Origin of the sequence: Aeromonas sp. FDAARGOS 1414 (assembly GCF_019047065.1) — a bacterium.
GTDB lineage: Bacteria > Pseudomonadota > Gammaproteobacteria > Enterobacterales > Aeromonadaceae > Aeromonas > Aeromonas veronii_A.
Window position 1 is genome coordinate 3819212 of record NZ_CP077210.1, and the last position, 23569, is coordinate 3842780.

Annotated in this window: 22 protein-coding genes and 1 pseudogene; 4 read left to right on the forward strand and 19 right to left on the reverse strand. The window is 60.3% G+C overall.

Going from position 1 to position 23569, the window contains the following annotated elements:
- Nucleotides 1–127: 127 nt before the first annotated feature.
- From I6L44_RS17280 to argS, 10 genes are all read right to left on the reverse strand, one after another.
- Nucleotides 128–1216, reverse strand: coding sequence for an ABC transporter permease (locus tag I6L44_RS17280; protein WP_005355575.1), 1089 nt, complete (start codon nt 1214–1216; stop codon nt 128–130).
- A 3-nt stretch (nt 1217–1219) separates the two neighbouring features.
- Nucleotides 1220–2329: an ABC transporter permease gene (locus tag I6L44_RS17285; RefSeq protein WP_182926775.1), complete on the reverse strand. Its 1110-nt coding sequence runs from the start codon at nt 2327–2329 to the stop codon at nt 1220–1222.
- On the reverse strand, nt 2326–4095 hold the full coding sequence (locus I6L44_RS17290; protein WP_216952627.1) for an ATP-binding cassette domain-containing protein: 1770 nt from the start codon (nt 4093–4095) through the stop codon (nt 2326–2328). The genes I6L44_RS17285 and I6L44_RS17290 overlap by 4 nt, the downstream gene beginning before the upstream one ends.
- Entirely contained in the window at nt 4092–5060 is a 969-nt protein-coding gene (gene hlyD, locus I6L44_RS17295; RefSeq protein WP_216952628.1) for a secretion protein HlyD, read from the reverse strand. Before hlyD ends, I6L44_RS17290 begins: the two co-directional genes overlap by 4 nt.
- Nucleotides 5061–5145: 85 nt before the next feature.
- Nucleotides 5146–5787, reverse strand: a complete 642-nt coding sequence (locus tag I6L44_RS17300) for a TetR/AcrR family transcriptional regulator (protein WP_216952629.1) — start codon at nt 5785–5787, stop codon at nt 5146–5148.
- A 268-nt stretch (nt 5788–6055) separates the two neighbouring features.
- Nucleotides 6056–7384, reverse strand: a complete 1329-nt coding sequence (gene hslU, locus I6L44_RS17305) for an HslU--HslV peptidase ATPase subunit (protein WP_216952630.1) — start codon at nt 7382–7384, stop codon at nt 6056–6058.
- Between the two features lie 64 nt (nt 7385–7448).
- A complete protein-coding gene (gene hslV, locus I6L44_RS17310) occupies nt 7449–7982 on the reverse strand; it encodes an ATP-dependent protease subunit HslV (protein ID WP_204384878.1) in 534 nt (177 codons plus the stop codon).
- A gap of 186 nt (nt 7983–8168) precedes the next feature.
- A complete protein-coding gene (locus tag I6L44_RS20625; RefSeq protein WP_216952631.1) occupies nt 8169–8363 on the reverse strand; it encodes a DUF1737 domain-containing protein in 195 nt (64 codons plus the stop codon).
- Between the two features lie 35 nt (nt 8364–8398).
- Nucleotides 8399–9241 carry an SPOR domain-containing protein gene (locus tag I6L44_RS17320; protein WP_216952632.1) on the reverse strand — a complete coding sequence of 281 codons (843 nt, stop codon included), beginning with the start codon at nt 9239–9241 and terminating at the stop codon, nt 8399–8401.
- 3 nt (nt 9242–9244) lie between these two features.
- Nucleotides 9245–10990, reverse strand: coding sequence for an arginine--tRNA ligase (gene argS, locus I6L44_RS17325; protein WP_139433474.1), 1746 nt, complete (start codon nt 10988–10990; stop codon nt 9245–9247).
- Nucleotides 10991–11300: 310 nt separating this feature from the next.
- Between argS and I6L44_RS17330 the strand changes: the two genes are divergently transcribed.
- From I6L44_RS17330 to I6L44_RS17340, 3 genes are all read left to right on the forward strand, one after another.
- Nucleotides 11301–11867, forward strand: a complete 567-nt coding sequence (locus I6L44_RS17330) for an LON peptidase substrate-binding domain-containing protein (protein ID WP_005356978.1) — start codon at nt 11301–11303, stop codon at nt 11865–11867.
- 141 nt (nt 11868–12008) lie between these two features.
- Entirely contained in the window at nt 12009–12578 is a 570-nt protein-coding gene (locus tag I6L44_RS17335) for a sigma-70 family RNA polymerase sigma factor (RefSeq protein ID WP_005355542.1), read from the forward strand.
- Nucleotides 12571–13278 (forward strand): ChrR family anti-sigma-E factor, encoded by a 708-nt coding sequence (locus I6L44_RS17340; RefSeq protein ID WP_216952633.1) that lies wholly within the window; start codon nt 12571–12573, stop codon nt 13276–13278. Before I6L44_RS17335 ends, I6L44_RS17340 begins: the two co-directional genes overlap by 8 nt.
- Before the next feature lie 66 nt (nt 13279–13344).
- Here the strand turns inward: I6L44_RS17340 and bacA are convergent, their stop codons facing one another.
- From bacA to I6L44_RS17365, 5 genes and pseudogenes are all read right to left on the reverse strand, one after another.
- Nucleotides 13345–14160, reverse strand: a complete 816-nt coding sequence (bacA, locus tag I6L44_RS17345; protein ID WP_216952634.1) for an undecaprenyl-diphosphate phosphatase — start codon at nt 14158–14160, stop codon at nt 13345–13347.
- Between the two features lie 115 nt (nt 14161–14275).
- A pseudogene (locus I6L44_RS17350) lies at nt 14276–14407 on the reverse strand (galactose-1-epimerase); the annotation flags it as partial.
- 34 nt (nt 14408–14441) lie between these two features.
- Nucleotides 14442–14765, reverse strand: a complete 324-nt coding sequence (locus I6L44_RS17355) for a SemiSWEET transporter (RefSeq protein ID WP_216952635.1) — start codon at nt 14763–14765, stop codon at nt 14442–14444.
- Between the two features lie 261 nt (nt 14766–15026).
- Complete coding sequence (locus tag I6L44_RS17360; protein WP_216952636.1) at nt 15027–16373, reverse strand: MFS transporter; 1347 nt, start codon at nt 16371–16373, stop codon at nt 15027–15029.
- 65 nt (nt 16374–16438) lie between these two features.
- Nucleotides 16439–17533: a cellulase family glycosylhydrolase gene (locus tag I6L44_RS17365; RefSeq protein ID WP_139408884.1), complete on the reverse strand. Its 1095-nt coding sequence runs from the start codon at nt 17531–17533 to the stop codon at nt 16439–16441.
- A 291-nt stretch (nt 17534–17824) separates the two neighbouring features.
- Here I6L44_RS17365 and I6L44_RS17370 point away from each other — a divergent pair, with 291 nt between their 5' ends.
- Nucleotides 17825–18865, forward strand: coding sequence for a LacI family DNA-binding transcriptional regulator (locus I6L44_RS17370; protein ID WP_139408882.1), 1041 nt, complete (start codon nt 17825–17827; stop codon nt 18863–18865).
- A 305-nt stretch (nt 18866–19170) separates the two neighbouring features.
- On the opposite strand, the gene I6L44_RS17375 is transcribed toward I6L44_RS17370, so the two are convergent.
- Genes I6L44_RS17375 through galE form a run of 4 tightly spaced genes read right to left on the reverse strand, consistent with a single transcriptional unit; the run spans nt 19171 to nt 23419 of the window.
- Nucleotides 19171–20142, reverse strand: coding sequence for an aldose epimerase family protein (locus I6L44_RS17375; protein ID WP_216952637.1), 972 nt, complete (start codon nt 20140–20142; stop codon nt 19171–19173).
- Nucleotides 20139–21290, reverse strand: a complete 1152-nt coding sequence (galK, locus tag I6L44_RS17380; RefSeq protein WP_216952638.1) for a galactokinase — start codon at nt 21288–21290, stop codon at nt 20139–20141. Before galK ends, I6L44_RS17375 begins: the two co-directional genes overlap by 4 nt.
- Entirely contained in the window at nt 21287–22345 is a 1059-nt protein-coding gene (locus tag I6L44_RS17385; RefSeq protein ID WP_216954486.1) for a UDP-glucose--hexose-1-phosphate uridylyltransferase, read from the reverse strand. The genes galK and I6L44_RS17385 overlap by 4 nt, the downstream gene beginning before the upstream one ends.
- A 60-nt stretch (nt 22346–22405) precedes the next feature.
- Nucleotides 22406–23419 (reverse strand): UDP-glucose 4-epimerase GalE, encoded by a 1014-nt coding sequence (gene galE, locus I6L44_RS17390; protein WP_216952639.1) that lies wholly within the window; start codon nt 23417–23419, stop codon nt 22406–22408.
- Between the last annotated feature and the right edge of the window lie 150 nt (nt 23420–23569).

Genomic DNA, 23569 nt, shown 5'->3' on the forward strand with positions numbered 1-23569 from the left:
GGGTGGCTCGGGGTGAGGGGTGGTGGAGGGAAAGCCCGGTTTACCCACGGCCGGGGAGTGAAAACTTCTGGCGGAAAAGGCCGGCCTCGCACTGGCGAGACCGGCATCAGCTGAGCTAGGCGGCGCGTCAGGCGATATGGCGGCGGAACATGGCGAGCGCCAGCGACAGGGTGACGCCGGCGATGGCGAGCAGCGGCCAGAGCAGGGGCCAGGCGGCCGACCAGTCAAACCCCTTGAGGAAGACCCCCTTGAGCAGCACGATGAAGTGGGTGAGGGGGTCGATGGCCGCCAGCCACTGGAACACCTGCGGCATGTTCTCCACCGGCGAGATGTAGCCCGAGAGGATCACCGCCGGTACGGTGAAGGAGAAGACTCCGAGAAAGGCCTGCTGCTGGGTCGAGCAGAACGACGAGATGAAGAGCCCGATCCCGGCCAGTGCCAGCCCGTAGCAGACCATGCCCGCCATCAGCAGGCTGAGGCTGCCGGCAAAGGGGAGGTGGAAGACAAAACGGGCGGCCAGCGCGACTATGCACCCTTGTCCCACTGCCACCATGATGCCGGGCACCGCCTTGCCCGCCATGATCCAGCCTGCGGTGAGGGGGGAGACCAGCAGCTGATCGAAGGTGCCCTCCTCCCGCTCCCGCGCGACCGAGAGGGCGGTAACGATAAGACAGCCGGTGGTGGTGATGATGGCCACCAGCGCCGGCAGGATATGCCAGTGGAATTCGACGTTGGGGTTGTAGAGGTTGCGTACCGCCAGCTCGGGTTGCCCCTTGCCCTCACTTTGCCAGCGGGCGATCACCTGACTGATGTAGCCCGCCGCCACCTGACCACCGTTGGAGCGGCGTCCATCGATAATCAGCTGCACCTTGGCAGGTTCGCCCCGTGCCAGCCGGCGCGAAAAATCGCCCGGAATAATCAGCCCGAGCAGTGCCTGTTGCCCGGTGATGGCCTCGGTCATGCCCGCCTCGCCTTGTACCGGGATGATGGTGGTAAAGGCGGGCATATGGGTGAGGCGCTCCAGCAGCTCGCGGCTCTGGGCACCGCCATCCTGGTTGTAGATGGCCAGCGTGTTGCCGGTCACCTCCAGAGTGGCTGCGAACGGGAAGAGGGCGGTTTGCAGCAGCACCGGCATGATGAGCAGAAAGCGCCCCTGGGTATTGCCCATCAGGGCCTGCAGCTCTTTTCGGATCAGCCACCAGAGTCGGATCAGCATGGGTTACTCCAGAGTGCGCCGCGTCTTGCGGGCGGTCAGGGCCAGCCAGAAACCGGCCAGCAGCAGCAGACAGAAACCGTTGACCAGCAGGATCGAGAAGACGCTGCCCGCCTGATAGAGGGTCTGCAGGGAGCTTGCGAAGTAGCGGGCCGGAATGAGGTGGGTGATGGCCCGCAGCAGCGGCGGCATGCTGGCGATCTCGAACACGAAGCCCGACAGCATCACGGCGGGCAGAAAGGCGGCGATCAGCGCCGCCTGTGCGGCGTTGAACTGGCTGCGCATCACGGTGGAGAGGAACAGCCCGAGTCCGAGGGCGCTGCCGAGAAAGACGCTGGTGACCAGAAAGAGCAGCAGCAGGGAGCCGCGCCACGGCACCGCCATCACCGCCACCGAGAAGAGCAGGCAGAGCAGCATGGCGATGATGCCGAGGCCGTAGTAGGGCAGCAGCTTGGAGAGCAGCAGCTCCCCCTTGGTGACCGGGGTGGCGAGCAGCGCCTCCATGGTGCCGCGCTCCCACTCCCGCGCCACTACCAGCGAGGTGAGCAGAGCGCCGATGATGGTCATCACCACCGCAATGGAGCCCGGTACCAGAAAGTTGCGGCTCACCAGCGCCGGATTGAACCAGGCGCGGCTCTCTATCGACACCGGCATGGCGACCCCCTCGCCAGCGAGCCACCCCTGCCAGATCCCCTGCACATAGTTGGTGACGAAGTTGGCAGTGTTGGGCTCGGAGCCATCGGTGAGCAGCAGCGCCTGCGGCGTGCCATTACCCTGACCGGCCAGCGCGCGGGAGAAACCGTCGTCGATCACCAGCAGGCCGCGGATCTCGCCACGGGCCAGACTGGCGAGCAGGGACTCCTTGCTCGGGCCGCTGTGGATCTCCAGCGCGGTAGAGCCGCGCAGGGCCTGCTCCAGCCGCACCGCCGGGGCGCCGCTGTCGGTGCGCCAGATGCCGAGGCGTAGATGGTCCACATCCAGATTGATGGCGTAACCCATTACCACCAGCAGTACCACCGGCATGATGAAAGCGATGAGGATGCTGCTCGGATCGCGGACGATTTGCAGCGTCTCCTTGCGGCAGAGGGCCAGCAGTCGCCGACGGTTGATGCTCATGCGTCCTCCTCACTGGCCCGCTCGACCAGGGTGATAAAGGCCTCTTCCATTGTTGGCAAAGAACAGGTCGGCAAGGAGCCGGTTGGCAAAGAGGTCGCCGCCTCTTTGGCGGCCAGCCCCTTGAGATCGTCCGGAGTGCCGAGTGCCAGCAGCTTGCCGCGATAGATGAGGGCGATGCGGTCGCAATACTCCGCCTCATCCATAAAGTGGGTGGTGACCAGCACGGTGACGCCGTGGTCGGCCAGCGCGTTGATGTGCGACCAGAACTCGCGCCGGGTCACCGGATCGACCCCGGAGGTGGGCTCGTCGAGGAACAGCAGCGGCGGCTCGTGCAGCAAGGCGCAGGCCAGCGATAAGCGCTGGCGCAGGCCGAGCGGCAGGGATTCCGCCTTTTGATCGAGCCAGGGGGCGAGGGCAAAGGCAGTCACCATGGCGTCGATCCGCGTCTGCTGGTGGCGGCCGAACAGGCCGTAGATACCGGCGAAAAAGGAGAGGTTCTGCGCCACGGTGAGCTGCTTGTAGAGGGAGAACTTCTGTGCCATGTAGCCGAGGCGCTGGCGTGCCGCCGAGGGGCTGTGGGCCAGATCGATGCCGGTCACCAGCGCCTGCCCCTCGCTCGGGCGCAGCAGGCCGCACTCCATCTTGAAGGTGGTGGACTTGCCCGCCCCGTTGGGGCCGAGCAGGCCGAAGATCTCGCCGCGGCGCACCGCAAAGCTGACATCATCGGTGGCGGCAAAATCGCCAAAGCGCTTGGTGAGGTGGCGCGCCTCGATCACCGCCTCGGGGGAGACCCCCTGCGGCAGTTCGGCTTCCCGCATCCCGGCCGCCAAACTCGACTCCCCGCCGGGGCCGCCGCCGAGCAGGTCGATAAAGGCATCTTCCAGCCGGGGCTGGGCCGGTTGAAAGGCGCCGTTGGCGAGATGCAGCTCCGGGAGCGGTGGGGGCGTCATGCCCGGGTGCAGCAGCAGGCGAACTCGCTCCCCTGCCACCGCGCCATCCATCACCGCCGGGTGAGCCAGCGCCCGGCGCAGCAGGGCGCGTCGCTCGCGGCCATCCAGTTGCCCCGCCTCCAGCAGCCAGCAGCGGCTGGCCATGGCCCCCATCAGATCGGCCGGCGTGCCGCTGGTGCGCACCTCGCCATCCGCCATCAGCAGCACGTGGTCGCACAGCTCCGCCTCATCGAGATAGGCGGTACTCCAGAGCACCGTCATCCCCCCCTTGGCCAGCTCGCGCACCATCTGCCAGAGGGCGCGGCGGGAGATGGGATCGACTCCGACCCCAGGTTCGTCGAGCAGCAGCACATCCGGGGTGCCGAGCAGGGCGCAGGCCAGCCCGAGTTTCTGCTTCATCCCGCCAGAGAGCTTGCCCGCCGGTCGTGCGGTGAAGCGGGCAAGATCGGTGAAGGCGAGCAGCCGCGCGAAGGTGGGCGTGCGTTCGGGCTCCAGTACGCCGCGCAAGTCAGCGTAGAGGGTGAGGTTCTCCAGTACGCTGAGATCCTCGTAGAGGCCGAACTGCTGGGGCATGTAGCCGAGGCGCTGACGCAGCAGATCCCCCTCGCTCACCGGGTCCAGCCCCAGCACCCGGATGGTGCCTGCTTCCGGGATCAGCAGACCGGCCAGCAGGCGCAGCAAAGTGCTCTTGCCCGCGCCGTCGGGGCCGACCAGCCCGGTGATGCCGCCAGCCGGAATGGTGGCCGAGATGGCGTTGAGGGCGACCCGCTCGCCAAAGCGTTTGGTGAGCCCTTCAAGGGAGATGGCGCTGTTCATGGCGCCAGCCTGACGGTGACCGGCATCCCTTGGCGCAGGGCCGGGTCGGGATCCTGCACCACGATGCGCAGCCGGTAGACGAGGTGAGTGCGTAGGTCAGGCGTCTCCACCGATTTCGGGGTGAACTCGGCGGTCGGCGAGACAAAGCCCACCACCCCGTGATAGGGCTTGTCTGGCCGCGAGTCGGTGGTGAGGGTCACTTTGGCGCCGCTCGGGAAGTGGCCGAGCCAGGGCTCCTCCACATAGGCGCGCACCCAGACTGGCGCAGTCAGGGAGAGGTTGAAGGCGGTCGCTCCACTCTGCACCATGCTGCCGTTCTCGATGGCGCGACTGATGATGATGCCATCGCTGGGGGCGGTCAGGTTGGCATCTGCCAGCGCCAGTTCGGCACTGGCAAGCGCCGCTTTGGCCCCTTCCAGTTGGGCATCGGACTGGGCAATCTCTTCCGGGCGGTAGCCGGTTTCGAGCTGGGCGAGCTGTTCGCGTGCCGAGCGTACCTGCGCCTGGGTCTGATCCCGCTGGGAGCGGGCGGTATCGAGCTGACCGCGGGAGATGGCGCCGGTGGCTGCCAATGCGCTCTGGCGGCGCCACTGCTGGTTGGCCTCCAGTGCAGCGGCTTCGGCGGCGGCCAGTGCGGCCCGGGCGCGGTCGGTCTCTTCGCTGCGATAGCCTTTGTGGATCAAGGCGTTGGCGGCAGTGAGCGCAGCCAGATTGGCGCGGGCGCTGTTGCGGCTGTGGGTGAGGGGAACCGGATCGAGGCGGGCCAGCAGTTGACCGGCTTTTACCCTATCCCCCTCATCAACCAGCACCTGATCGACGCGGCCGCCGACCCGAAAGGCCAGATTGACGTCGCGAATATCGACGTTGCCGTAGAGGATGGAGCCGTCAGCCGGGCGCCCCTGCCACCAGAGGTAGCCACCGATAACGGTTAGCAGCAGGGCCACGATTGCAATGCGTTGCTTCATACCACTTCTCCTTGAGGATGGTTCTGCAACCAGAGGTCACCACTGAGAACGGCCAGCAGCAGAGCTACCATCGCGATGCGTTGTTTCATGCCGCTTCTCCTGCTTTCATGTCGGTGGGGCGCAGGCCGCGCAGGGCCCATACCAGCCGTTGTCTGGCGGCCTCAGGGCTGTCTATCTGACTCAGAAAGGGGGCGGCCTGTTCGGGCAGCCAGCCGAGCTGGCGACCGCTGCCGGCGATCACCAGCGGCAGGCCGACCGACCCCATGATGAAGATCATCAGCTGGAGCGGGTGACCCGCGACCAGCGACCCTTCCGCCTGTGCCATCCGTACCTGCTCGATCAGCAGCAGGGGATGACGGCGCGGCAGGCTGAGCAGAAAACGCTGGGCCGCCCCTTCGCCTGCCAGCGCATCGCCAAACAGGTGGTTGATAAAGCCGCGCTGGCGCGCCACCAGCCCGATCAGCGCCTCCATGGTCGCCTCGAACATGGCGATGGCAGAGGGGTAGGAGCCTTTGGCTGCCACCGATTTGAGCTCGTCATAGAGGGGGGCGTACCAGAGCTCGACCAGCTCGTCGATAAAGGCGTCGCGGTTGCCGAAGTGGTAGACGAAGGAGCCGAGGTTCACCTCGGCCGCCGCCGCCAGCTCGCGTACCGTCAGGCCGCGCAGCCCCTTCTCGGTGGCGATGGCGAGGCCGGTATCGAGCAGTTTCTGCCGGGTTGGATTCATCTTTCTGGTTCCTGCTGCACAGATTTCGATCTGATTTATACATATGTATAAATCAACCACACAGAAGTAGACAGATCTTTTTATGAGCAAATTTCAGCAGAGATGAAAAACGGCGGGCGTTCGAAAGAGATGGTTTGAAAACGTCTTTGGATTAAATGGGTTGTCGCAGATAAGGGTCAGAATTCGGGCGATGGGGGTGAGATGGAGGAGGCGATTGAGAAATAAAAACGCCTCCGCGAAGGGAGGCGTTTTATCGGGAGGGGCGCGTTTACAGAATAAAGCGGCTCAGATCCTCATCCTCGACAAGCGCACCGAGGTGGGCGTTGACGTAGTCGGTGTCGATGACAAAGGTCTCGCCGGACTTCTCGGAGGCGTCGTAGGAGATATCTTCCATCAGGCGCTCCATCACGGTGTGCAGACGACGGGCACCGATGTTCTCGGTACGCTCGTTGACCTGCCAGGCCGCTTCGGCCAGACGGCGGATGCCATCCTGGGTGAACTCGATGTTGACCCCTTCGGTGGCCATCAGCGCCTTGTACTGATCGGTCAGGGAGGCGTTCGGTTCGGTCAGGATACGCTCGAAGTCATCTGTGGTCAGGGCGGTCAGCTCGACGCGGATCGGCAGACGGCCCTGCAGCTCGGGGATGAGGTCGGACGGCTTGGCGATCTGGAAGGCGCCGGAGGCGACAAACAGGATGTGGTCGGTCTTGACCATGCCGTGCTTGGTGTTGACGGTGCAACCTTCAACCAGCGGCAGCAGGTCGCGCTGTACCCCTTCACGGGAGACGTCGGGGCCCGAGCTCTCGCCACGCTTGCAGATCTTGTCGATCTCGTCGAGGAAGACGATGCCGTTGTTCTCGACCGCGGCGATCGCTTTCTGCTTCAGCTCTTCCGGATTGACCAGACGGGCAGCTTCCTCTTCGATCAGCGCTTTCATGGCCTCTTTGACCTTGATCTTGCGCTTCTTCTTCTGGCTCTGGCCCAGGTTCTGGAACAGCCCCTGCAACTGGTTGGCCATCTCTTCCATGCCCGGCGGGGTCATGATTTCGACGCCCATCGGGGAGGCGGAGAGTTCCAGCTCGATCTCCTTGTCATCCAGCTGACCTTCCCGCAGTTTCTTGCGGAAGATCTGGCGGGTGTTGGAGTTGTCGGCTTTCTCTTCCTCACCCCAGGTGTTGCGCGGGTTGGGCAGCAGGGCGTCGAGGATGCGCTCTTCGGCGGCTTCCTCGGCGCGATATTTCATCTTCTCCATCTCGGTTTCGCGCACCAGCTTGATGGCGGCATCGGTCAGATCGCGGATGATGCTGTCTACTTCCTTGCCGACATAGCCCACTTCGGTGAACTTGGTCGCTTCCACCTTGATGAAGGGGGCGTTGGCCAGTTTGGCCAGACGACGGGCGATTTCGGTCTTGCCGACACCGGTCGGGCCGATCATCAGGATGTTTTTCGGGGTCACTTCATGGCGCATCTCTTCGTTGAGTTGCATCCGGCGCCAGCGGTTGCGCAGGGCAACGGCAACGGCACGCTTGGCATCGGCCTGACCAATGATGTGACGATCCAGCTCGTGGACGATTTCTCTCGGGGTCATCTCGGACATGATGGTGTTCCTGTATCCGGGGCGGGCAGTGCCCACCCCTTGGGAAATTGGGTTGGCTGGCGCCTTATTTGGCAACGTAGTCCAGCACTTCGATGGTGTGGTTGCCGTTGGTGAAGACGCAGATGTCGCCCGCAATCTTGAGGGACTTCTCGACAATGCTCCTGGCATCCAGCTCGGTGTTTTCCAGCAGCGCGATGGCGGCGGACTGGGCGAAGTTGCCACCGCTGCCGATGGCGATGAGATCGTGCTCCGGCTGCACCACGTCACCGTTGCCGGTGATGATGAAGGATTTGTGTTCGTCGGCCACGGCCAGCAGTGCTTCGAGGCGGCGCAGGGCGCGATCGGTGCGCCAATCTTTGGCCAGCGCCACGGCGGCGCGCTCCAGATTACCCTGATGGGCCTGCAGTTTTGCTTCGAAACGTTCGAGCAGGGTGAAGGCGTCGGCGGTACCGCCAGCGAAACCTGCCAGCACCTTGCCGTTATAGAGGCGATGAACCTTACGGGCGTTGCCCTTCATGACGGTGTTGCCAAGAGAGACCTGGCCATCGCCACCGATGACGACCTGACCGTTGCGGCGAACTGAAACTATGGTAGTCACTTTACTTACCTCGCTTGAGCCGAATGACGGCCTGACTGTGCATGGCAAGAAAGATGGGGATGGCAAACGGGCTTTTCAACCCTGCCTTTGGTCGGGATAAACGGGGTAGCAATCAGGGTGGGTGCGAGTGACACCAAAAGAACAGGGCCGGGTGTTGCCACCCGGCCCTGCTGCAAACTGTCCGCATTATGTTGTTTCAGACCAGACTACCGCTTGGCACACGATCACAGTTTGGCCATTGAACGTCGCCGAGGGAGAACCATACAGCGTGTAGCCTTGAGCTAGTGCCTCGCTGACACGAAAACAAAATGTCGCGTCATCAGGCCCAGTAATCAAGCGGTAAACCGGAAGGCCATTTGGTGGCTGTTTCGAATTTGTCATGTTCTGGTTCTCTGCTGGTTCAGCCTGACAGTATGCTAACCCTTCTTGGCAATGCAGCCGCTGATGCCGGAGCTCTGCAGCTTGCCGTTGGCCGCGTCGGCGGCCGCCTTGCCGTTGAAGGGGCCCACCATCACTTTGTAGACGGTACCGTTGGCTGTGTTGACCACCTGCAGGCTGGAAGAGAGACCGGCGGTGAAGGCGATACGTGCCTTTAGCGACTCTGCGGAATCCTGCGAGCGCAGAGCCGCGCACTGCATCATATAGCGACCGCTGTCGGCGGCTGCGGTCTGGGCTGGCGGGTTAGCCGCTTTGGCCTTGGCCGCTTCGGCCCGCTCCCGCTCCAGCTCGGCACGGATCTCCCGCTCCATCCGTTCCCGTTCGGCCTGGCGATCGATCACCTGTTCCCGAGCGCTGGCAACGGGCGCACCGTTGTCAGGCGTTGTCGCCGGATTGGTCTGATAGGGTTTGGACTGGCCGATGGGCGTCCCCGGTTGGGGAATCTCGGTCGGTACCGGTTGCGGCAGCTTTTCCGGCTGCAGTGTCAGAGTATCGGCGGGGGGCGGTGGCAGCACGCCCGGCTGGGGCGGTGGCTCGATAACATCGACCTGCTTGTTCTCAAGCCGTTCGATGTAGCTCCACTTCTCCTGTGGCAACCCGTTGTTCTGTGGTTTTGGCTTGTTGGCCTTTACCTGCTCTTCGATGGTGGGGGCGTCGCTGCCCTTGCCATTGATCATGTAAAGGAAGCCACCAAAGCCTGCCAGCAGTGCCACGACCAGCAGCACTGGAATAACAGGAAAGCGGCGAGGGGCCGCTTTCTTGGTATTGCGGCCACCCGCCCGACGTCGCGGGCGGCTGCCGACATAATCCCGGGTTGCCATCTATTACATGCGCTCCAGGGTATGGATGCCCAGTACGCCGAGGCCCAGTTTCAGTACCTTGGCGGTGGCGGCGCACAGCAGCAGACGGCTCTGACGGGTTGCCTCGTCCACGCCATCCTTGTTGATCGGGCAGGCTTCATAGAAGGTCATGAAGTTGCCTGACAACTCGTACAGGTAGGTACAGAGCAGGTGTGGCATGCCTTTGTCGGCCACGCCGTTGACCGCGTCGGAGAACTGGATCAGCTTCTGGGCCAGCACCTCTTCGGCCTCTTCGTTCAGGGTCACGTTGCCGGTCAGCGTCTCGGCATCGATGTTGGCCTTGCGGAAGATGGACTGGATACGGGTGTAGGCGTACTGCAGGTAAGGGGCAGTGTTGCCTTCAAACGACAGCATCAGATCCCAGTCGAAGATGTAGTCGGTAGTACGGTTCTTGGAGAGATCCGCATACTTGACCGCGCCCATGGCGATGGCGTTGACCACATTGGCCTTCTCTTCGGCAGAGAGGTCGCTGTTGCGGCTCTCCAGCAGGGCAGCGGCGCGCTCTTCGGCTTCGTTGAGCAGGTCAACCAGCTTGACGGTGCCACCAGAGCGGGTCTTGTAGGGACGACCATCCTTGCCCAGCATCATGCCGAAGGCGTGGTGCTCAAGCGGCACGGATTCCGGCACATAGCCCGCCTTGCGGGTGATGGTCCAGGCCTGCATCAGGTGCTGGTGCTGACGGGAGTCGATGAAGTACATGACACGGTCGGCACCCAGGGTTTCATAACGGTATTTGGCACAGGCGATGTCGGTGGTGGTGTAGAGGAAACCGCCATCGCTCTTCTGGATGATGACGCCCATGGCCTCGCCATCCTTGTTCTTGAACTCGTCCAGGAAGACAACGGTGGCGCCTTCGCTTTCGACCGCCAGCCCCTTGGCTTTCAGGTCGGCCACGATCTCCGGCAGCATGTCGTTGTACATGGACTCGCCCATGATGTCCTTGTTGGTCAGGGAGACATTCAGGCGGTCATAGTTGATCTGGTTTTGTTCCATGGTCATGTCGACCAGCTTCTTCCACATGGTACGGCAGTACTCGTCGCCGCCCTGCAGCTTGACCACGTAGTTACGGGCGCGCTCGGCGAAGGCTTCGTCTTCGTCGTAGCAACGCTTGGCCTGGGTATAGAAGGCTTCCAGATCCTTGAGCGCCATGTCGCTGGCATGCTCGTTGGACATCTTCTCCAGATAGGCGATCAGCATGCCGAACTGGGTGCCCCAGTCACCGATGTGGTTGGCACGGATCACTTTGTGGCCGAGGAATTCCAGCGCACGCGCAGCCACGTCACCGAGTACGGTGGAGCGGATGTGGTGCACCGCCATCTCTTTGGCCACGTTGGGGGCGGAGTAGTCCACCACCACGGTTTGTGGTGTGGGCAACCGTACGTTGGCGTTGGCAGAGGTCACCATGGCCTCGACCTGACCGGCCAGCCAGCGCTGGTCGAAGAAGAAGTTGATGAAGCCGGGGCCGGCGATCTCGACCTTGGCGATCAGGTCGGAGGCAGGCAGGTGCTCGATGATGGCCGCCGCCAGCTCACGGGGATTCTTGCGGGCCGGCTTGGCCAGCAGCATGGCCAGGTTGGTGGCCAGGTCACCGTGAGCTTTTTCCTTGCATCGGTCTACTTGCACGCGGGCTTCCAGGTCCGCCGGCAGGACGCCTGCTGACTTGAGATTGGCTACCGTTTGTTCAAGTAGATGATGAATATGCTCTTTCATAACTGACCACCAAGGTTGCGCGTCGAAAAATGACTGATATATAAGGGCGTGAATTTTACCCGCATCGGCTCGAGAAAACTATAGGGATGACCCGCCGCTCGCTGTCGGGCGGATATTTCACTGCGTTTGGCGCCATATTCCAGAATATTGGACGGAAATTATGGTGCTTATCCATTTCTACTGCATATCGAAGCGCCTTGTCCAGGCTATTTTCCCCTGATTGTTAAGGGTTTTTCCTTTCCGCTGACGGGAATGATCTCCTCCCTCTGGCCCGGCGTATCAACAGAGGTTCCCAACCGAGGAGTTTGCGATGCGACTGGCGCTGTTTCCCCTATCTGCCCACCTGCTGCCCGGCGGCGTCATGCCGCTGCGGATCTTCGAACCGAGATACCAGCGGATGATCGCCGAGGCGGGGGAGTCCGGCTTTGCCCTCTGCATGGTGGACCCTCGCCAGCCCGACGCCCTGCGCAACATGCTGCCCATCGCCACCCGGGTCACCATCATCGATTTCGACCGGCTGCCGGACGGCATGCTGGGGATCACGGTGCAGGGGATGGAGCGGGTGCAGATAGAGGATCTGTGGCAGGAGCCCGATGGCCTGCGTATCGGCGAGGTGACGCCGCTGACGGCCTGGCCGCCCCGCCGGCTCCATCCCGATCAGCAGCCGCTGGTCGAGGCGCTGCGGGAGGTGTTTGCCGACTATCCCGACTACGCCGCCCTCTATCCCGCCCCCCGCTGGGATGATGGCAACTGGGTGGCCCAGCGCTGGCTGGAGGTGCTGCCGATCCCCCCCGAGCAGAAGCAGCTGCTGCTAGCCGCCGCCGACAATCAGCCCGCCATCGCCCTGCTCAAGGGGGTACTGGTGGCCAGCCACTGATTTTATCCTGACCCGCTGATCCGCCACTGCCGCAGCGCCGTACAAGTCATCACCACAGCATGTTCGACAGCACACCAAAGGGATGGCGCAATGGCATATACTGGCCAACCACACTCGACCATACGCAGGACCTCGCCCGTGATGGATAACCCGGATGGCGACCTCAAATCTCTGCTGATCAGGGTGGCAGAGCAGGCCGACAAGGCTGCTTTTGCCCGCCTGTTCCAACACTTTGCGCCGCGCATTCGCAGCTACGGCCTGCGCCACCTCGGCAGCGAAGCCAACGCCATGGAGCTGGTGCAGGAGACCATGCTGCTGGTATGGCAAAAGGCGCGTCTCTACCACCCCGAGAAGGGGGCGCCGACCACCTGGATCTACACCGTGATGCGCAACCAGTGCTTCGACATGCTGCGTCGTCGTCGTGCCAGCAAGGAGGATCTCTGTGCCGAGGAGCTGTGGCCCGTGCTGGAGTTTCAGGCCGAAGAGGAGCATCTGAGCGGCGGGGAAGATGCGGTGCTGACCCGTCAGATGGCCCACTATCTGGGCACCCTGCCGGAGCCGCAACAGCAGGTGGTGCGTGGCATCTATCTGCAGGAGTTCTCCCAGCAGGAGCTGGCGGAGCGCCTTGGCGTGCCGCTCGGTACCATCAAGTCCCGCCTCCGGCTGGCGTTACAGAAATTGAAAGAGCAAGTGGAGCAAGGCCATGATTAAAGCCCATCCGACCGACCCTATGCTGCGTGCCTTCGCCGCCGACGAGCTCCCTCTGCCGCTGGCGGTGGGGCTCTCCGCTCACTGTGAACTCTGCCCCGATTGTGCTGCCCGACTGAAGACATTCGAAGAGGAGCTGGCGCAGCAATATCTTGCTTCGCCAGCAGAGCCCGAGCTGGACTCCCGCGATGAAGCGGGACTGGACGCCGGATTCGACGCCATGCTGGCGGATATTCTGGCGCAGCCGCTGGCAGAGCCCCTCTCCGAGCCCCTGTCCGAGCCAACATATGACCAGCCCCGAGCCCAGCCCGGCGAGCTGGAGGTGGCCGGTCACGCCTATCGTTTGCCACGGGTGTTGGCCCGCTACCGTTCGCCCAAGTGGCGCCATATCGGGGCCATTCGTCAGCAGAGTTTGCCGCTGGACGAGATGGGGACGCGCGCCAGCCTGCTCCATATCGAAGCGGGCGGTCGCATCCCCGAGCACACCCATCAGGGCTATGAGCTGACCCTGCTGCTGGCGGGCAATATTCAGGATGGCGATACCCTTTACAAGGCGGGTGATTTCATCTGGCGCGATGCCAGCCATTCCCACAGTCCGCATACGCCGGACGGTTGCCTCTGCTACACGGTGCAGGATGCGCCGGTGCAGTTCACCAAGGGGCTGTCACGGCTGCTCAATGGCATCAGTCAGCACCTCTACTAAACGGTGTGAGCCAATAGAAAAAGGGACCAGTTTGGTCCCTTTTGTCATTTCATTGCTGGTGGCCGGTCAGGCGACAAACACCAGATAGACGGCGAATGCCACGACAAAGCGGTAGATGGCGAACGGGATAAAGTCGATGCGGCGGATCAATGTCAGGAAGGTCTTGATCGCAAACATCGCTACCACGAAGGCGGTGATAAAGCCCACGGCAAACATCGGGAAGTCGGCCATCGAGAGAAAATCGCGGCTCTTGTAGAGATCAAGCCCGCTGGCCGCCACCATCATGGGCACCGCCATGATGAAGGAGAACTCGGCGGCGGCGTGACGGCTGATCCCCATCAGCATGCCACCACTGATGGTGGCGCCGGAGCGGGAGAAGCCGGGCCACAGGGCCAGACACTGGAACAGACCGATGCCGAACGCCTGCTTGTAGCTGATGTCATCCAGGGTTTCAGCAGTGACGGCCGGGCGGAACTTCTCGGCGATGATGAGCAGGATGCCCCCCGCGACCAGCGCGTACATCACGGTCTGTGGACCAAACAGGTTGGCCTTGATCCAGCTGTGGATGGCCAGACCGACCACGATGGCGGGCAGCATGCCGAGGATGACGTGGATCAGCGACAGGGTGGCGTGATCCCGGGACGGCTTCTGGCCGAAGTGGATGCCAATCAGGCCAAACAGGCGTCGCCAGAAGACGGCGACCACGGCGAGAATGGAGCCAAGCTGGATCACCACTTCGAAAGTGGCAGCCTTGAGCCCTTCAAAGCCCAGCAGATGGCCGACGATAATCATGTGGCCGGTGGAGGAGACGGGGAGGAACTCGGTCAGCCCCTCGACGACGCCCAGAATAAAGGCGACCAGCAGGCTATAAATGTCAGTCATCGAACAAACAATCCTTAACTTCGTTGATGTAAAAACGCCCCGGGAGGGTCTCGGGGCGGCTTATCTTGCTCGATAGTGACTGCTGAGGCTATGTAAAAATCATGAAACCTTTAAGTCAGTCGCGGATAAAACGGTAGCGGGTCTGGTGGTGATAACGCCCGCCCGGCAGCAGCCAGGGGTTGCCCAGCTCGGGCCGATTGGGGCTGTCCGGCAGCTGTTGTGTCTCAAGACAGAAGCCGTCGTGATCCCCGAGTGCCAGCCCCAGGTTGTATGAATGCTCATCAGTTCCTTTCGTTACGCAGCTTGAGCATCAGGACGGCGCAGGCCAGAGCGAGAGTGATGCTGTTTGCTATGGTGATGGGCATGTCGTTAGTGCGCAGGCCGTAGATCAACCATAGAAGTACGCCACAGCTGAAGACCAGATACATATTGGTTGAGATGGCCCTGGTTTCTTCGGTCTTTATTATGTGTATAACTTGCAAGGCAAAAGATCCTGTGGTCAGAAAGGCTGCACAGAGACCGAGGTTGGCGGTGTCGAGCCAGAAAACCAGAACGCAGAGAGCGATTGGCACAATAACGATATTGTGCCAGAAATAAACCGACAAATTTGAACTCCTCAAAGACCAATGGAGGCAATGGATATTTATTATCGTGTAATATACTTCAGCAAAAGTTTACCCAGTGGCTTTCGATGATTCATGTAACTTATGTTGATTGCTTTTCCTATGCGCAATGCAACGAAAAAATAATTTATCAATCATTGTAGTTTTCATGTTCTTGAATGGAATTTGCCAGTCAAGTTGAATGGATAGAGGCGCTCAATTCGACTGGCGTATATTTTATGGTAAAGCATTCATTTTTTTATGTTAAAGAGACGAAATGGATCGCCATTTATTTAGAGCATGACGTACTTTGGCGTGCTTATCTTCGGTGAAATTGTAGCGGGTCATGATCATCACCCGTAATATGCTACCCAATATCGGCACAAGTGATATACAGATAAATAGTCCGTCCATCGTAGCCTGAGTCTGTGCCGCATTCGGTTGATAGCCAAGCCAGATCAGCAGGGTACCGGAAATACCACCTGCGATGGCCCAAGCCAGTTTGCCGGTAAAGGTCTGCCCCGAGAACGCGATGGCAGCGCAACGGCGGCCAGACTTTAGTTCTGCATATTCGATGGTCTCACTCAACATGGCCGAGATAAGCGGATTGGTGATGACGTTGGCCGCATGGATCAAGGCGAGGAAGCCGAACACCATTATCAGACTGTCGTAGCCTGTCGTATAGAAACCGATGCGTAATGCAATCTCCAGCAGAGTGAGTAGCAGGAAGAGATCACGTTTCCTGAGCTTGCTGGTCAATATCGGCATCAGCATACAGGCCATAGAGGTTGCCACACCGATAGAGCCCATCACCGAGAGCAGCCCGGCATCACCCATGTTGTAGGTGAAGAAGAAAATGTAGAGCCCGGTGGCCAGATTAAAGAACACGTTACAGAAGAAGGCGCCAAGTACATACGCCAACGGTTTGTTGGAACGCAGGACGCGGAAAGAGTCCCTAATGGTGATCTTGTCATTCGGATTGGGCTTGATGCGCTCTTTCATCTGGCTTGCTCCGAGCACCATCAGTGGCAGGGCGATCAGCATCAGGCAGATGGCACCTTCCATGTAGCCCTTGGTGCTGCTGGTTGCAGCAAACAGTTCGGTGAGCTTCGGGAATATGATGGAAGCACTGCCAATGCCGATATTGACGCCCAACATGGCGACGGTTACGGCCTTGGCTCGCTCCTGTGGCTCTTGGCTCATGACCGATGACATGGTCCAGAAAGGTACATCAGACAAGGTGTATATCATCCCCCACGCGATATAGGTGACTGCTGCATAAGCTACCTTGGTGGTCATGGGTAAATCCATGCCAATGAAGCTGAGAGAGGTGATCCCGGCAATCAAGAAGGGAACGAAAAGCATATATGGCGTGAATTTGCCACGTTTGAAATTAAGAGTGTCCATATAACCAGCGATAATAGGATCGTTGATGGCATCCCATACTCTGGCAATGAGGAAAATAGCCCCAGCTGCAGCGGGCGATATTCCAAGGATATCGGTGTAAAAATAGAGGATAAATGATCCCACCAGGCCGAAACTGAGGCATTGCCCGACGGCATAGCTGAAATATCCCACCAGCTCTCTATTGTGTATCTTTTGATCTGTCATCTGCCAACCTTTCCCAACATGAATGTGTTGTGAGGGGCGCCACTAGGGTGGCGTCCTCTTTTGCGTTATGAACGGGTCAATGTGCGGAGCAGTTCTATTTCACTGGCAGAGTAGGGGGTACCATCCTCCTCCAGCAGGTCGTGAAACCAGACCCTGCGGAAATCGGGGTCGATATTGCGAACGAAAGGCCATGGCAAGTGAGTTTGCGTCTTCCCTTTTACCAGACCCCATTGATAGGCACCTATTTTTAACTCTTTGAAGAGTGGCAGTTGTTGTTCCATCACGCTGCCGACATGCCTGGCCAGCCACTCTGTGCAGAGGAGCGGGCGGCGATATTTGCTGACCACATCCAGAGAGATTTTCAGCCCCTCCATACGCTGATAGGAGTGGAAAGTGATGACATCCGATAGCTCCATAGCGCGCAGGTCGGTCGGATGAGTAAAGGTGTTTTCCGGAGTAAATTCCGAATCCCCCTGACCGATGCTGTAGGGTGCATGCCACGCGCCGACGGTGAGTGGCTGGGAGGGGTTCTCTTCTCGGGCCCAGACAAAAGCCAACTCCATCAGATAGTGGGCATATGTCTCCAGCGACTCATCGAAACGCACCTCGACATCGCCTTCCGAAAAGATGCCCCGGTTGGTCGGCTCATTGTACAGATCCCAGATAAAGATCCGCTCATCCTGTGCAAATGTACGTATCAGGTCGCGAATATAGTGTTCCACTTCGCGCCATTGGGTCGGGTCAATGACGACATTCCGACCGGGACTGGCCGCCGCCTGGCTATTGTGTACATCTTCCCGAGGTGGTTGCTGGCGGCCCAGATAGGGGTGATCGCCGGAGAAGCCACAGTCATCCATCAAGGTCATCATCACGCGGATATTGTGCTTGCTACACAGGCCAAGGAACTGCTCAATGCGCGCGAGCAGGCCATCCCGATCATGCTGCCAGACGATAAAGGGCAGATTGGTTCGCAGGGTGTTGTAGCCCAGTTTGTTGGCCCAACCCAGTTCCTGGTCAATGGTGACTGGGTCGAAGGTTTCTCCCTGCCACATTTCGGTCCAGTTGACCGCTGTGCGGGGGAGATAGTTGAAGCCCAATAGCCAAGGTTGTTTGTTCCACCATTGCCAAGCTCGTTCTGTTGACCACTGTTGTATCGCCATCGGATATCCTTGCAACTAATTATTTAAACTTATAGCAATTAATATTAGCTAATATATTTAGTTGCAAATCATGAAGGACAGAATTCAGGGATTAGTCACAAAATGAACAAATTTAGGGGGTTAACAGGCATAGCTGGCGAGCCATCTGTACTCGGGACGATAACCGAAACCCCTCTATCGTCCTTGCGGGCTGTTGTGCTGCTTGCTCATGTCCGTAATCATGAGTCATGATAAAAGATAAATAATTAATATTATTATCTGGGCGGTACTGCTCAAACTATGGCCATATCAATGAATAGTAAACGCATCACCATGAGCGCCATCGCTGCAGCTGCAGGTGTTTCCCAATCAACGGTTTCACTGGTGCTCAATGGTTCAACCACCATCAAACTGGCGGAGGAAACGCGGCGTAGAGTGCTTGAAAAAGCGGCCGAACTGGGTTACCAGCATAAGCGAGCTGAACATCTACCCAAGGGACCATCTGCTAGAAAAATAGCTTTTGTTTTCAATGGCCTGACTCCATATGACCCTTTTCTGGATGCGATCAATGCTTGCAATGAACGCGCTTGGGAGGCAGATCGCATGCTGGTTACATTCGATTATCGCAACAGCGCGGAGCTCACCAAGTTGATCGAGCAGGAGATCAATCAGGGGGATTATCTGGGGATGATTTTTGCCTCTTCCATGACACGACAACTTGCCGAGATGGAGCTCTCCCCACAGGTGCCTACCGTTTTGCTCAACTGCTACCTGGAGGGCAGTGGCTCGTCCGAGAGTTATTCCATCCTGCCTGCCGATAAGCTGGCGGGTTACAAGGTGACGGCGCACCTGTTGGAGCAAGGCTGCAAACGAGTGGCTCTTATTCAGGGGGAGCCATGGATGGAGGCAAATAGTCTGCGGCTGGAGGGGTATCGTCAGGCGTTGATCAACCACGATTTGATACCGGATCCACAATGGGTGCGTGTGGGCAACTGGTCGCTACATGAGGCTTATGAACAGACTCGGCAACTGCTGGCGCTGCCTCAGCCGCCTGATGGTATCTTCTGTTGCAGTGATTACATGGCTCAGGGTTGTTACCAGGCGATAGCCGAGGCGGGATTGCGCATCCCGGAAGACATTCTGGTGGCGGGCCATGATAACCAGATGCTGGCCTGCGAAATGGAGCCCCCTTTGAGTTCTATCGAACTACCTTACGACGAGATGGGTAAACTGGCGGTGGATACCTTGTTGCAACTGGCCCAAGGAGAGAAGCCCATCGCTTTACTGATGAAGCTGGAAGGGGAGTTGCTGATCCGTGCCTCGACCAGGGGTCAGCCAGTTAACAAAATTTGATCCTCTCTCGATGACCTGCTGCGTAGTGGTTCCTTGTGCCACAGGGCGTGCCGATATGCTCCCGTCATGCCTGCCAAGTTGTGTGGTTGGCGGTAAGAATGTAAAGCACATAATGGGTACTCAATGACTTTACCCGACACGAGCAGGTCAACGCCACTCTGAAAGCCATACACCCATCAGCACTGCACGCGGTGGCTGATATCGTAATGATGCCAAGCCGTAGCATGCTTCTTTCTTGGTTGTGTTGAATAAGCCGGGCGGGAGAGATGCGACAAAGGGGCGCCTTGACGCGCCCCTTCAATGGGTCAAGCCATAACCGGAATGAGCCGATAACGGGTTATGTGCTGATAGCGTTCTCCTGGCTCCAACCATGGGTTACCTAATTCTGGACGGTTCGGACTGTCTGGCACTTGCTGTGCTTCCAGGCAGAGCCCCTGATAGTTGCCCCAATGTCCCCCCCCGCGTTTTGGGGTGCCAGCCAACCAGTTGCCGGTGTAGAGCTGGACGCCTGGCTGATTGGTGTACATCTCCATACACAGGCTGCCATCCCCTGCCATCAGGGTGGCTTGTGGTGAGGGCGAGGCATCAACAAACAAGAAACAGTGGTCGAATCCCAGACATTTTTTTTGCTGCGCATGGGCCATCCACTGTTCTCCGACCCGCTTGCCATGGCGTAGATCGAATACTCCTTCGACCGGCGCAATACCAAGCGGCAGCGAGTGTTCATCGGTTGGCAGATAGCGGTCTGCATTAATGGTGACACGGTGATCACGCACATCACCGCCATCCAGGTTGAAATAGGCATGGCTGGTGAGGTTGACCGGGGTCGGAGCATCTGTGGTGGCGCTCAGTTCGATCACCAGATCGGTCTGCTCCAGCCGGTATTCTACGGTCACGTCCAGATTACCAGGGAAGCCCTGTTCGCCGTCGGCCAGCCGAGTTTGCAGACAGATGCGATCTTCCGCCAGCCCGTCCAGTTGCCACTCCCGGTTGTGCAGAGAGTCACTGCCCCCGTGCAGGCAGGTGGTGCCCTCGTTGGCGTCTAGTTGCCACTCTTGCCCTGCTCGCTCTAGGCGGGCGTTGCCGATGCGATTGGCAAAGCGTCCTACTATCGCCCCTAAATAAGAGCGTTGATTGGGGTAATCCAGCGGATCACAAGACAGCAGCACATTGCGATAGGTGCCATTGATCGGGATCTCGAGGGCGGTGAGCGTAGCCCCGAAATCGAGCACGCTCAACCGCAGGCCGGCTGCATTCTGCAGATGGAACTCTTTCATGCGATGCCCCCTGCACCGGCGCTGGCGCGGCAGACGTAGCAGTTAGCCTTGAGGCCGAAGCGGGTCGGATACTCCGCCTCGACGGCGGCAATCACCTCGGCCACCTTCTCCGGGCGCAGCAGGGCGACCACGCAGCCGCCGAAGCCGCCGCCGGTCATCCGCACGCCGCCATCTGTGCCGATTTTAGCCTTGATGATCTCCACCAGACCATCGATGGCGGGCACTGTGATCTCGAAGTCATCGCGCATGGCGGCGTGCGACTCGGCCATCAGCTCGCCGAGGCGGGTCAGGTCGTGGCTCGCCAGCGCATCGGCGGCCGCCAGGGTGCGGGCGTTTTCACCGACGATGTGGCGGGCACGGCGATAGCAGGCCTCATCCAGCCCGGCTTTGCCCGCTTCCAGTCCGGCCAGATCGAGGTCGCGCAGCGCCTTGACCCCGTAGTGGCGGGCGGCCGCTTCGCACTGCTGGCGGCGGGTGTTGTATTCGCTATCCACCAGACCGCGGCGCACATTGGAGTTGACGATCAGCACCGCCAGATCGGTGGGCATGGGGATGAGGCGAGTCTCCAGCGAGCGGCAGTCGAGCAGCAGGGCGTGGTCGGTTTTGCCGCTGGCGGAGATCATCTGATCCATGATGCCGCAGTTGCAGCCGACGAACTTGTTCTCCGCCTGCTGGCCATTGAGGGCGATCTCGGCTTGAGTGATGCCGAGCCCCAGCGCCTCTTTGAAGGCCTGACCAATGGCCACTTCCAGCGAGGCGGAGGAGGAGAGCCCCGCCCCCTGCGGCACGTTGCCGGAGACCACCAGATCGAGGCCGCGCAGGGCATAACCGCGCTCCTGCAGATATTTCACCACGCCGCGGATGTAGTCGCTCCAGCGCTGGCTGGGGTGGTGCTCGATGGGCTGGTCGAGGTCGAACAGGTCGCGCTGGTTGTCGTAGTCGGCGGCGATCACCTGCACTTGTCGATCATCGCGCAGGCTGATGGCGACGCAGGTCTCGTAGTCGATGGCGCAGGGCAGCACGAAGCCGTCGTTGTAGTCGGTATGTTCACCGATGAGGTTGACGCGGCCGGGGGCGCGCACCAGCAGATCGGGCGCTTTGGCAAATTGCTCGGCAAAAACGGTGCTGACGCGTTGGCTGGGGGTCATTGGGCCTCCTCATTGGTGTGGCTGGTCTGGTTGTAGTGAATGGGGCTCAGGGCGCGCAGCCGCTGGGCGGCCTGCTCGGGGGTAAGGTCGCGCTGGGTTTCGGCCAGCATCTCGAAGCCCACCATGAATTTGCGCACGGTGGCGGAGCGCAGCAGGGGCGGGTAGAAGTGAGCGTGCAGTTGCCACGCCTCGGGGCACTCCGACTTGGGCGGCGCAAAGTGCCAGCCCATGGAGTAGGGGAAGCTGCACTCGAACAGGTTGTCGTAGCGGCTGGTGAGCTCCTTGAGCGCCACCGCCAGATCCTGCTGCTGGGCCTTGGTCAGGTTCAGCATGGAGGGGACGTGCGCCTTGGGCAGCAACAGGGTTTCGAACGGCCAGGCGGCCCAAAAGGGGACTACGGCAAGCCAGTGTTCGGTCTCCACCACGATGCGCGAGCGATCCGCCAGCTCCCGCTCCACATATTCGAGCAGCATGGGGCGGCCATGCTCGGCCAGCCAGTCTCGCTGGTGCTGTTCTTCGCGGGCGATCTCGTTGGGCAGGAAGTCGCTGCCCCAGATCTGGCCGTGGGGGTGCGGGTTGGAGCAGCCCATGACGGCCCCTTTGTTTTCAAAGACCTGCACCCACTCCCACTGAGCCGACAGCTCGGTGACCTGATCCATCCAGGTGGTGATCACTCCTTCGATGGCGGGCAGCGGCAGCTCGGGCAGGGTCTTGCCGTGATCCGGCGAGAAGCAGATGACCCGGCTGGTGCCGCGGGCGGCTTCCAGCTTCAGCAGGGGGTCGCCTGCGTTGTCGGCGGCCGGGGTATCCTGCATCAGGGCAGCGAAGTCGTTGGTAAAAACGAAGGTGCCCTTGTAGTCGGGGTTGATGTCACCGGTGACCCGGGTGTTGCCCGCGCAGAGGAAGCAGTCGGGATCGTGGGCCTGTTTGGGGGCCTGACTCACCTTCTCCACCTGTCCCTGCCAGGGGCGTTTGGCCCGGTGGGGGGAGACCAGCACATACTGGCCGGTCAGCGGGTTGAAGCGGCGATGGGGATGATCGACGGGGTTGAACATCATCTCTCCTGAATAAGGTATGGAAAACTAAAGTCGTTTATTAACAGGGAGCAGGCAGGCCTACTCCTCGTAACCGTTCGGGTTGGCCGATTGCCAGCGCCAGCTGTCGGCGCACATGGCGTCTATGCCCCGGGTCGCCTGCCAGCCGAGTTCCCGCTCTGCCTTGGCCGGATCGGCCCAGCAGGCGGCGATGTCACCAGGGCGACGCGGTTCGATGCGAAACGGCAGCGGCTTGCCACAGGCGGCGGAGAAAGCGGCGACCAGCTGCAACACACTCTGGCCCTGACCTGTGCCCAGGTTGTAGGTGTGCACGCCACCCTTGTTGGCGCAGTGTTGCAGTGCCTTGACGTGACCTTCGGCGAGATCCATCACATGGATGTAGTCGCGCACGCCAGTGCCGTCCGGGGTAGGGTAATCGTTTCCAAAGACCGAGAGGCAGTCGCGACGGCCAATGGCCACCTGAGTGATATAGGGCATCAGGTTGTTGGGGATGCCCTGCGGGTCTTCCCCCATGGTGCCCGATTCGTGGGCGCCGACCGGATTGAAGTAGCGCAGCAGGGTCATGCTCCAGTGGGGCTCGGCCAGCTGCAGATCCTCGAGGATCTCCTCGATGATCAGCTTGGAGCGACCGTAGGGGTTGGTGGCGCTGCGGGGGAAATCCTCGCGGATCGGCAGATTGGCGGGATCGCCGTAGACGGTGGCCGAGGAGCTGAACACCAGATTGTGCACATTGGCCCGCTTCATCGCCTGCAGCAGGGTGAGGGTGCCGCCGAGGTTGTTCTCGTAGTAATCCAGTGGAATGCGGGTCGACTCACCGACCGCTTTCAGGGCGGCAAAGTGGATCACCGCATCGATCTGCTGTTCGGCGAAGATCCTGTCCAGCAGGGCCGCATCGCGAATATCCCCTTGATAAAACACGGGTTGCTGGCCGCTGATCGCCGCGACTCGGGCCAGCACGCTGCGCTTGCTGTTGCCGAGGTTGTCGACCACCACGGGATTCATGCCTGCCGCTTGCAGGGCCAGACAGGTGTGGCTGCCGATATATCCGCAACCGCCGGTGACCAGAACGTTCATCTTGCTCTCCACTGAAAAAGTGTCTGGAAGCAGTCTAGCCGAGGGTGTGGCGACCAAACTGTGAGCTTGCTTGCAAAACAGTGTAAACGATTACACTGTTTTTGTGATCATCCTGACGGCAGATATGCGTTTCACCCCTGTTTTCAATGG

Excerpts from the sequence above, each read along its gene's own strand:
- hslU (WP_216952630.1), bottom strand. The coding sequence starts at position 7,384 with ATGTCCGAGATGACCCCGAGAGAAATCGTCCACGAGCTGGATCGTCAC.
- I6L44_RS17300 (WP_216952629.1), bottom strand. The coding sequence starts at position 5,787 with ATGAATCCAACCCGGCAGAAACTGCTCGATACCGGCCTCGCCATCGCC.
- I6L44_RS17290 (WP_216952627.1), bottom strand. The coding sequence starts at position 4,095 with ATGAACAGCGCCATCTCCCTTGAAGGGCTCACCAAACGCTTTGGCGAG.
- I6L44_RS17285 (WP_182926775.1), bottom strand. The coding sequence starts at position 2,329 with ATGAGCATCAACCGTCGGCGACTGCTGGCCCTCTGCCGCAAGGAGACG.
- argS (WP_139433474.1), bottom strand. The coding sequence starts at position 10,990 with ATGAAAGAGCATATTCATCATCTACTTGAACAAACGGTAGCCAATCTC.
- I6L44_RS20625 (WP_216952631.1), bottom strand. The coding sequence starts at position 8,363 with ATGACAAATTCGAAACAGCCACCAAATGGCCTTCCGGTTTACCGCTTG.
- bacA (WP_216952634.1), bottom strand. The coding sequence starts at position 14,160 with ATGACTGACATTTATAGCCTGCTGGTCGCCTTTATTCTGGGCGTCGTC.
- I6L44_RS17330 (WP_005356978.1), top strand. The coding sequence starts at position 11,301 with ATGCGACTGGCGCTGTTTCCCCTATCTGCCCACCTGCTGCCCGGCGGC.
- I6L44_RS17375 (WP_216952637.1), bottom strand. The coding sequence starts at position 20,142 with ATGAAAGAGTTCCATCTGCAGAATGCAGCCGGCCTGCGGTTGAGCGTG.
- hlyD (WP_216952628.1), bottom strand. The coding sequence starts at position 5,060 with ATGAAGCAACGCATTGCAATCGTGGCCCTGCTGCTAACCGTTATCGGT.
- I6L44_RS17385 (WP_216954486.1), bottom strand. The coding sequence starts at position 22,345 with ATGTTCAACCCCGTCGATCATCCCCATCGCCGCTTCAACCCGCTGACC.
- I6L44_RS17320 (WP_216952632.1), bottom strand. The coding sequence starts at position 9,241 with ATGGCAACCCGGGATTATGTCGGCAGCCGCCCGCGACGTCGGGCGGGT.
- I6L44_RS17280 (WP_005355575.1), bottom strand. The coding sequence starts at position 1,216 with ATGCTGATCCGACTCTGGTGGCTGATCCGAAAAGAGCTGCAGGCCCTG.
- I6L44_RS17370 (WP_139408882.1), top strand. The coding sequence starts at position 17,825 with ATGAATAGTAAACGCATCACCATGAGCGCCATCGCTGCAGCTGCAGGT.
- I6L44_RS17365 (WP_139408884.1), bottom strand. The coding sequence starts at position 17,533 with ATGGCGATACAACAGTGGTCAACAGAACGAGCTTGGCAATGGTGGAAC.
- I6L44_RS17335 (WP_005355542.1), top strand. The coding sequence starts at position 12,009 with ATGGATAACCCGGATGGCGACCTCAAATCTCTGCTGATCAGGGTGGCA.
- galE (WP_216952639.1), bottom strand. The coding sequence starts at position 23,419 with ATGAACGTTCTGGTCACCGGCGGTTGCGGATATATCGGCAGCCACACC.
- I6L44_RS17360 (WP_216952636.1), bottom strand. The coding sequence starts at position 16,373 with ATGACAGATCAAAAGATACACAATAGAGAGCTGGTGGGATATTTCAGC.
- I6L44_RS17340 (WP_216952633.1), top strand. The coding sequence starts at position 12,571 with ATGATTAAAGCCCATCCGACCGACCCTATGCTGCGTGCCTTCGCCGCC.
- galK (WP_216952638.1), bottom strand. The coding sequence starts at position 21,290 with ATGACCCCCAGCCAACGCGTCAGCACCGTTTTTGCCGAGCAATTTGCC.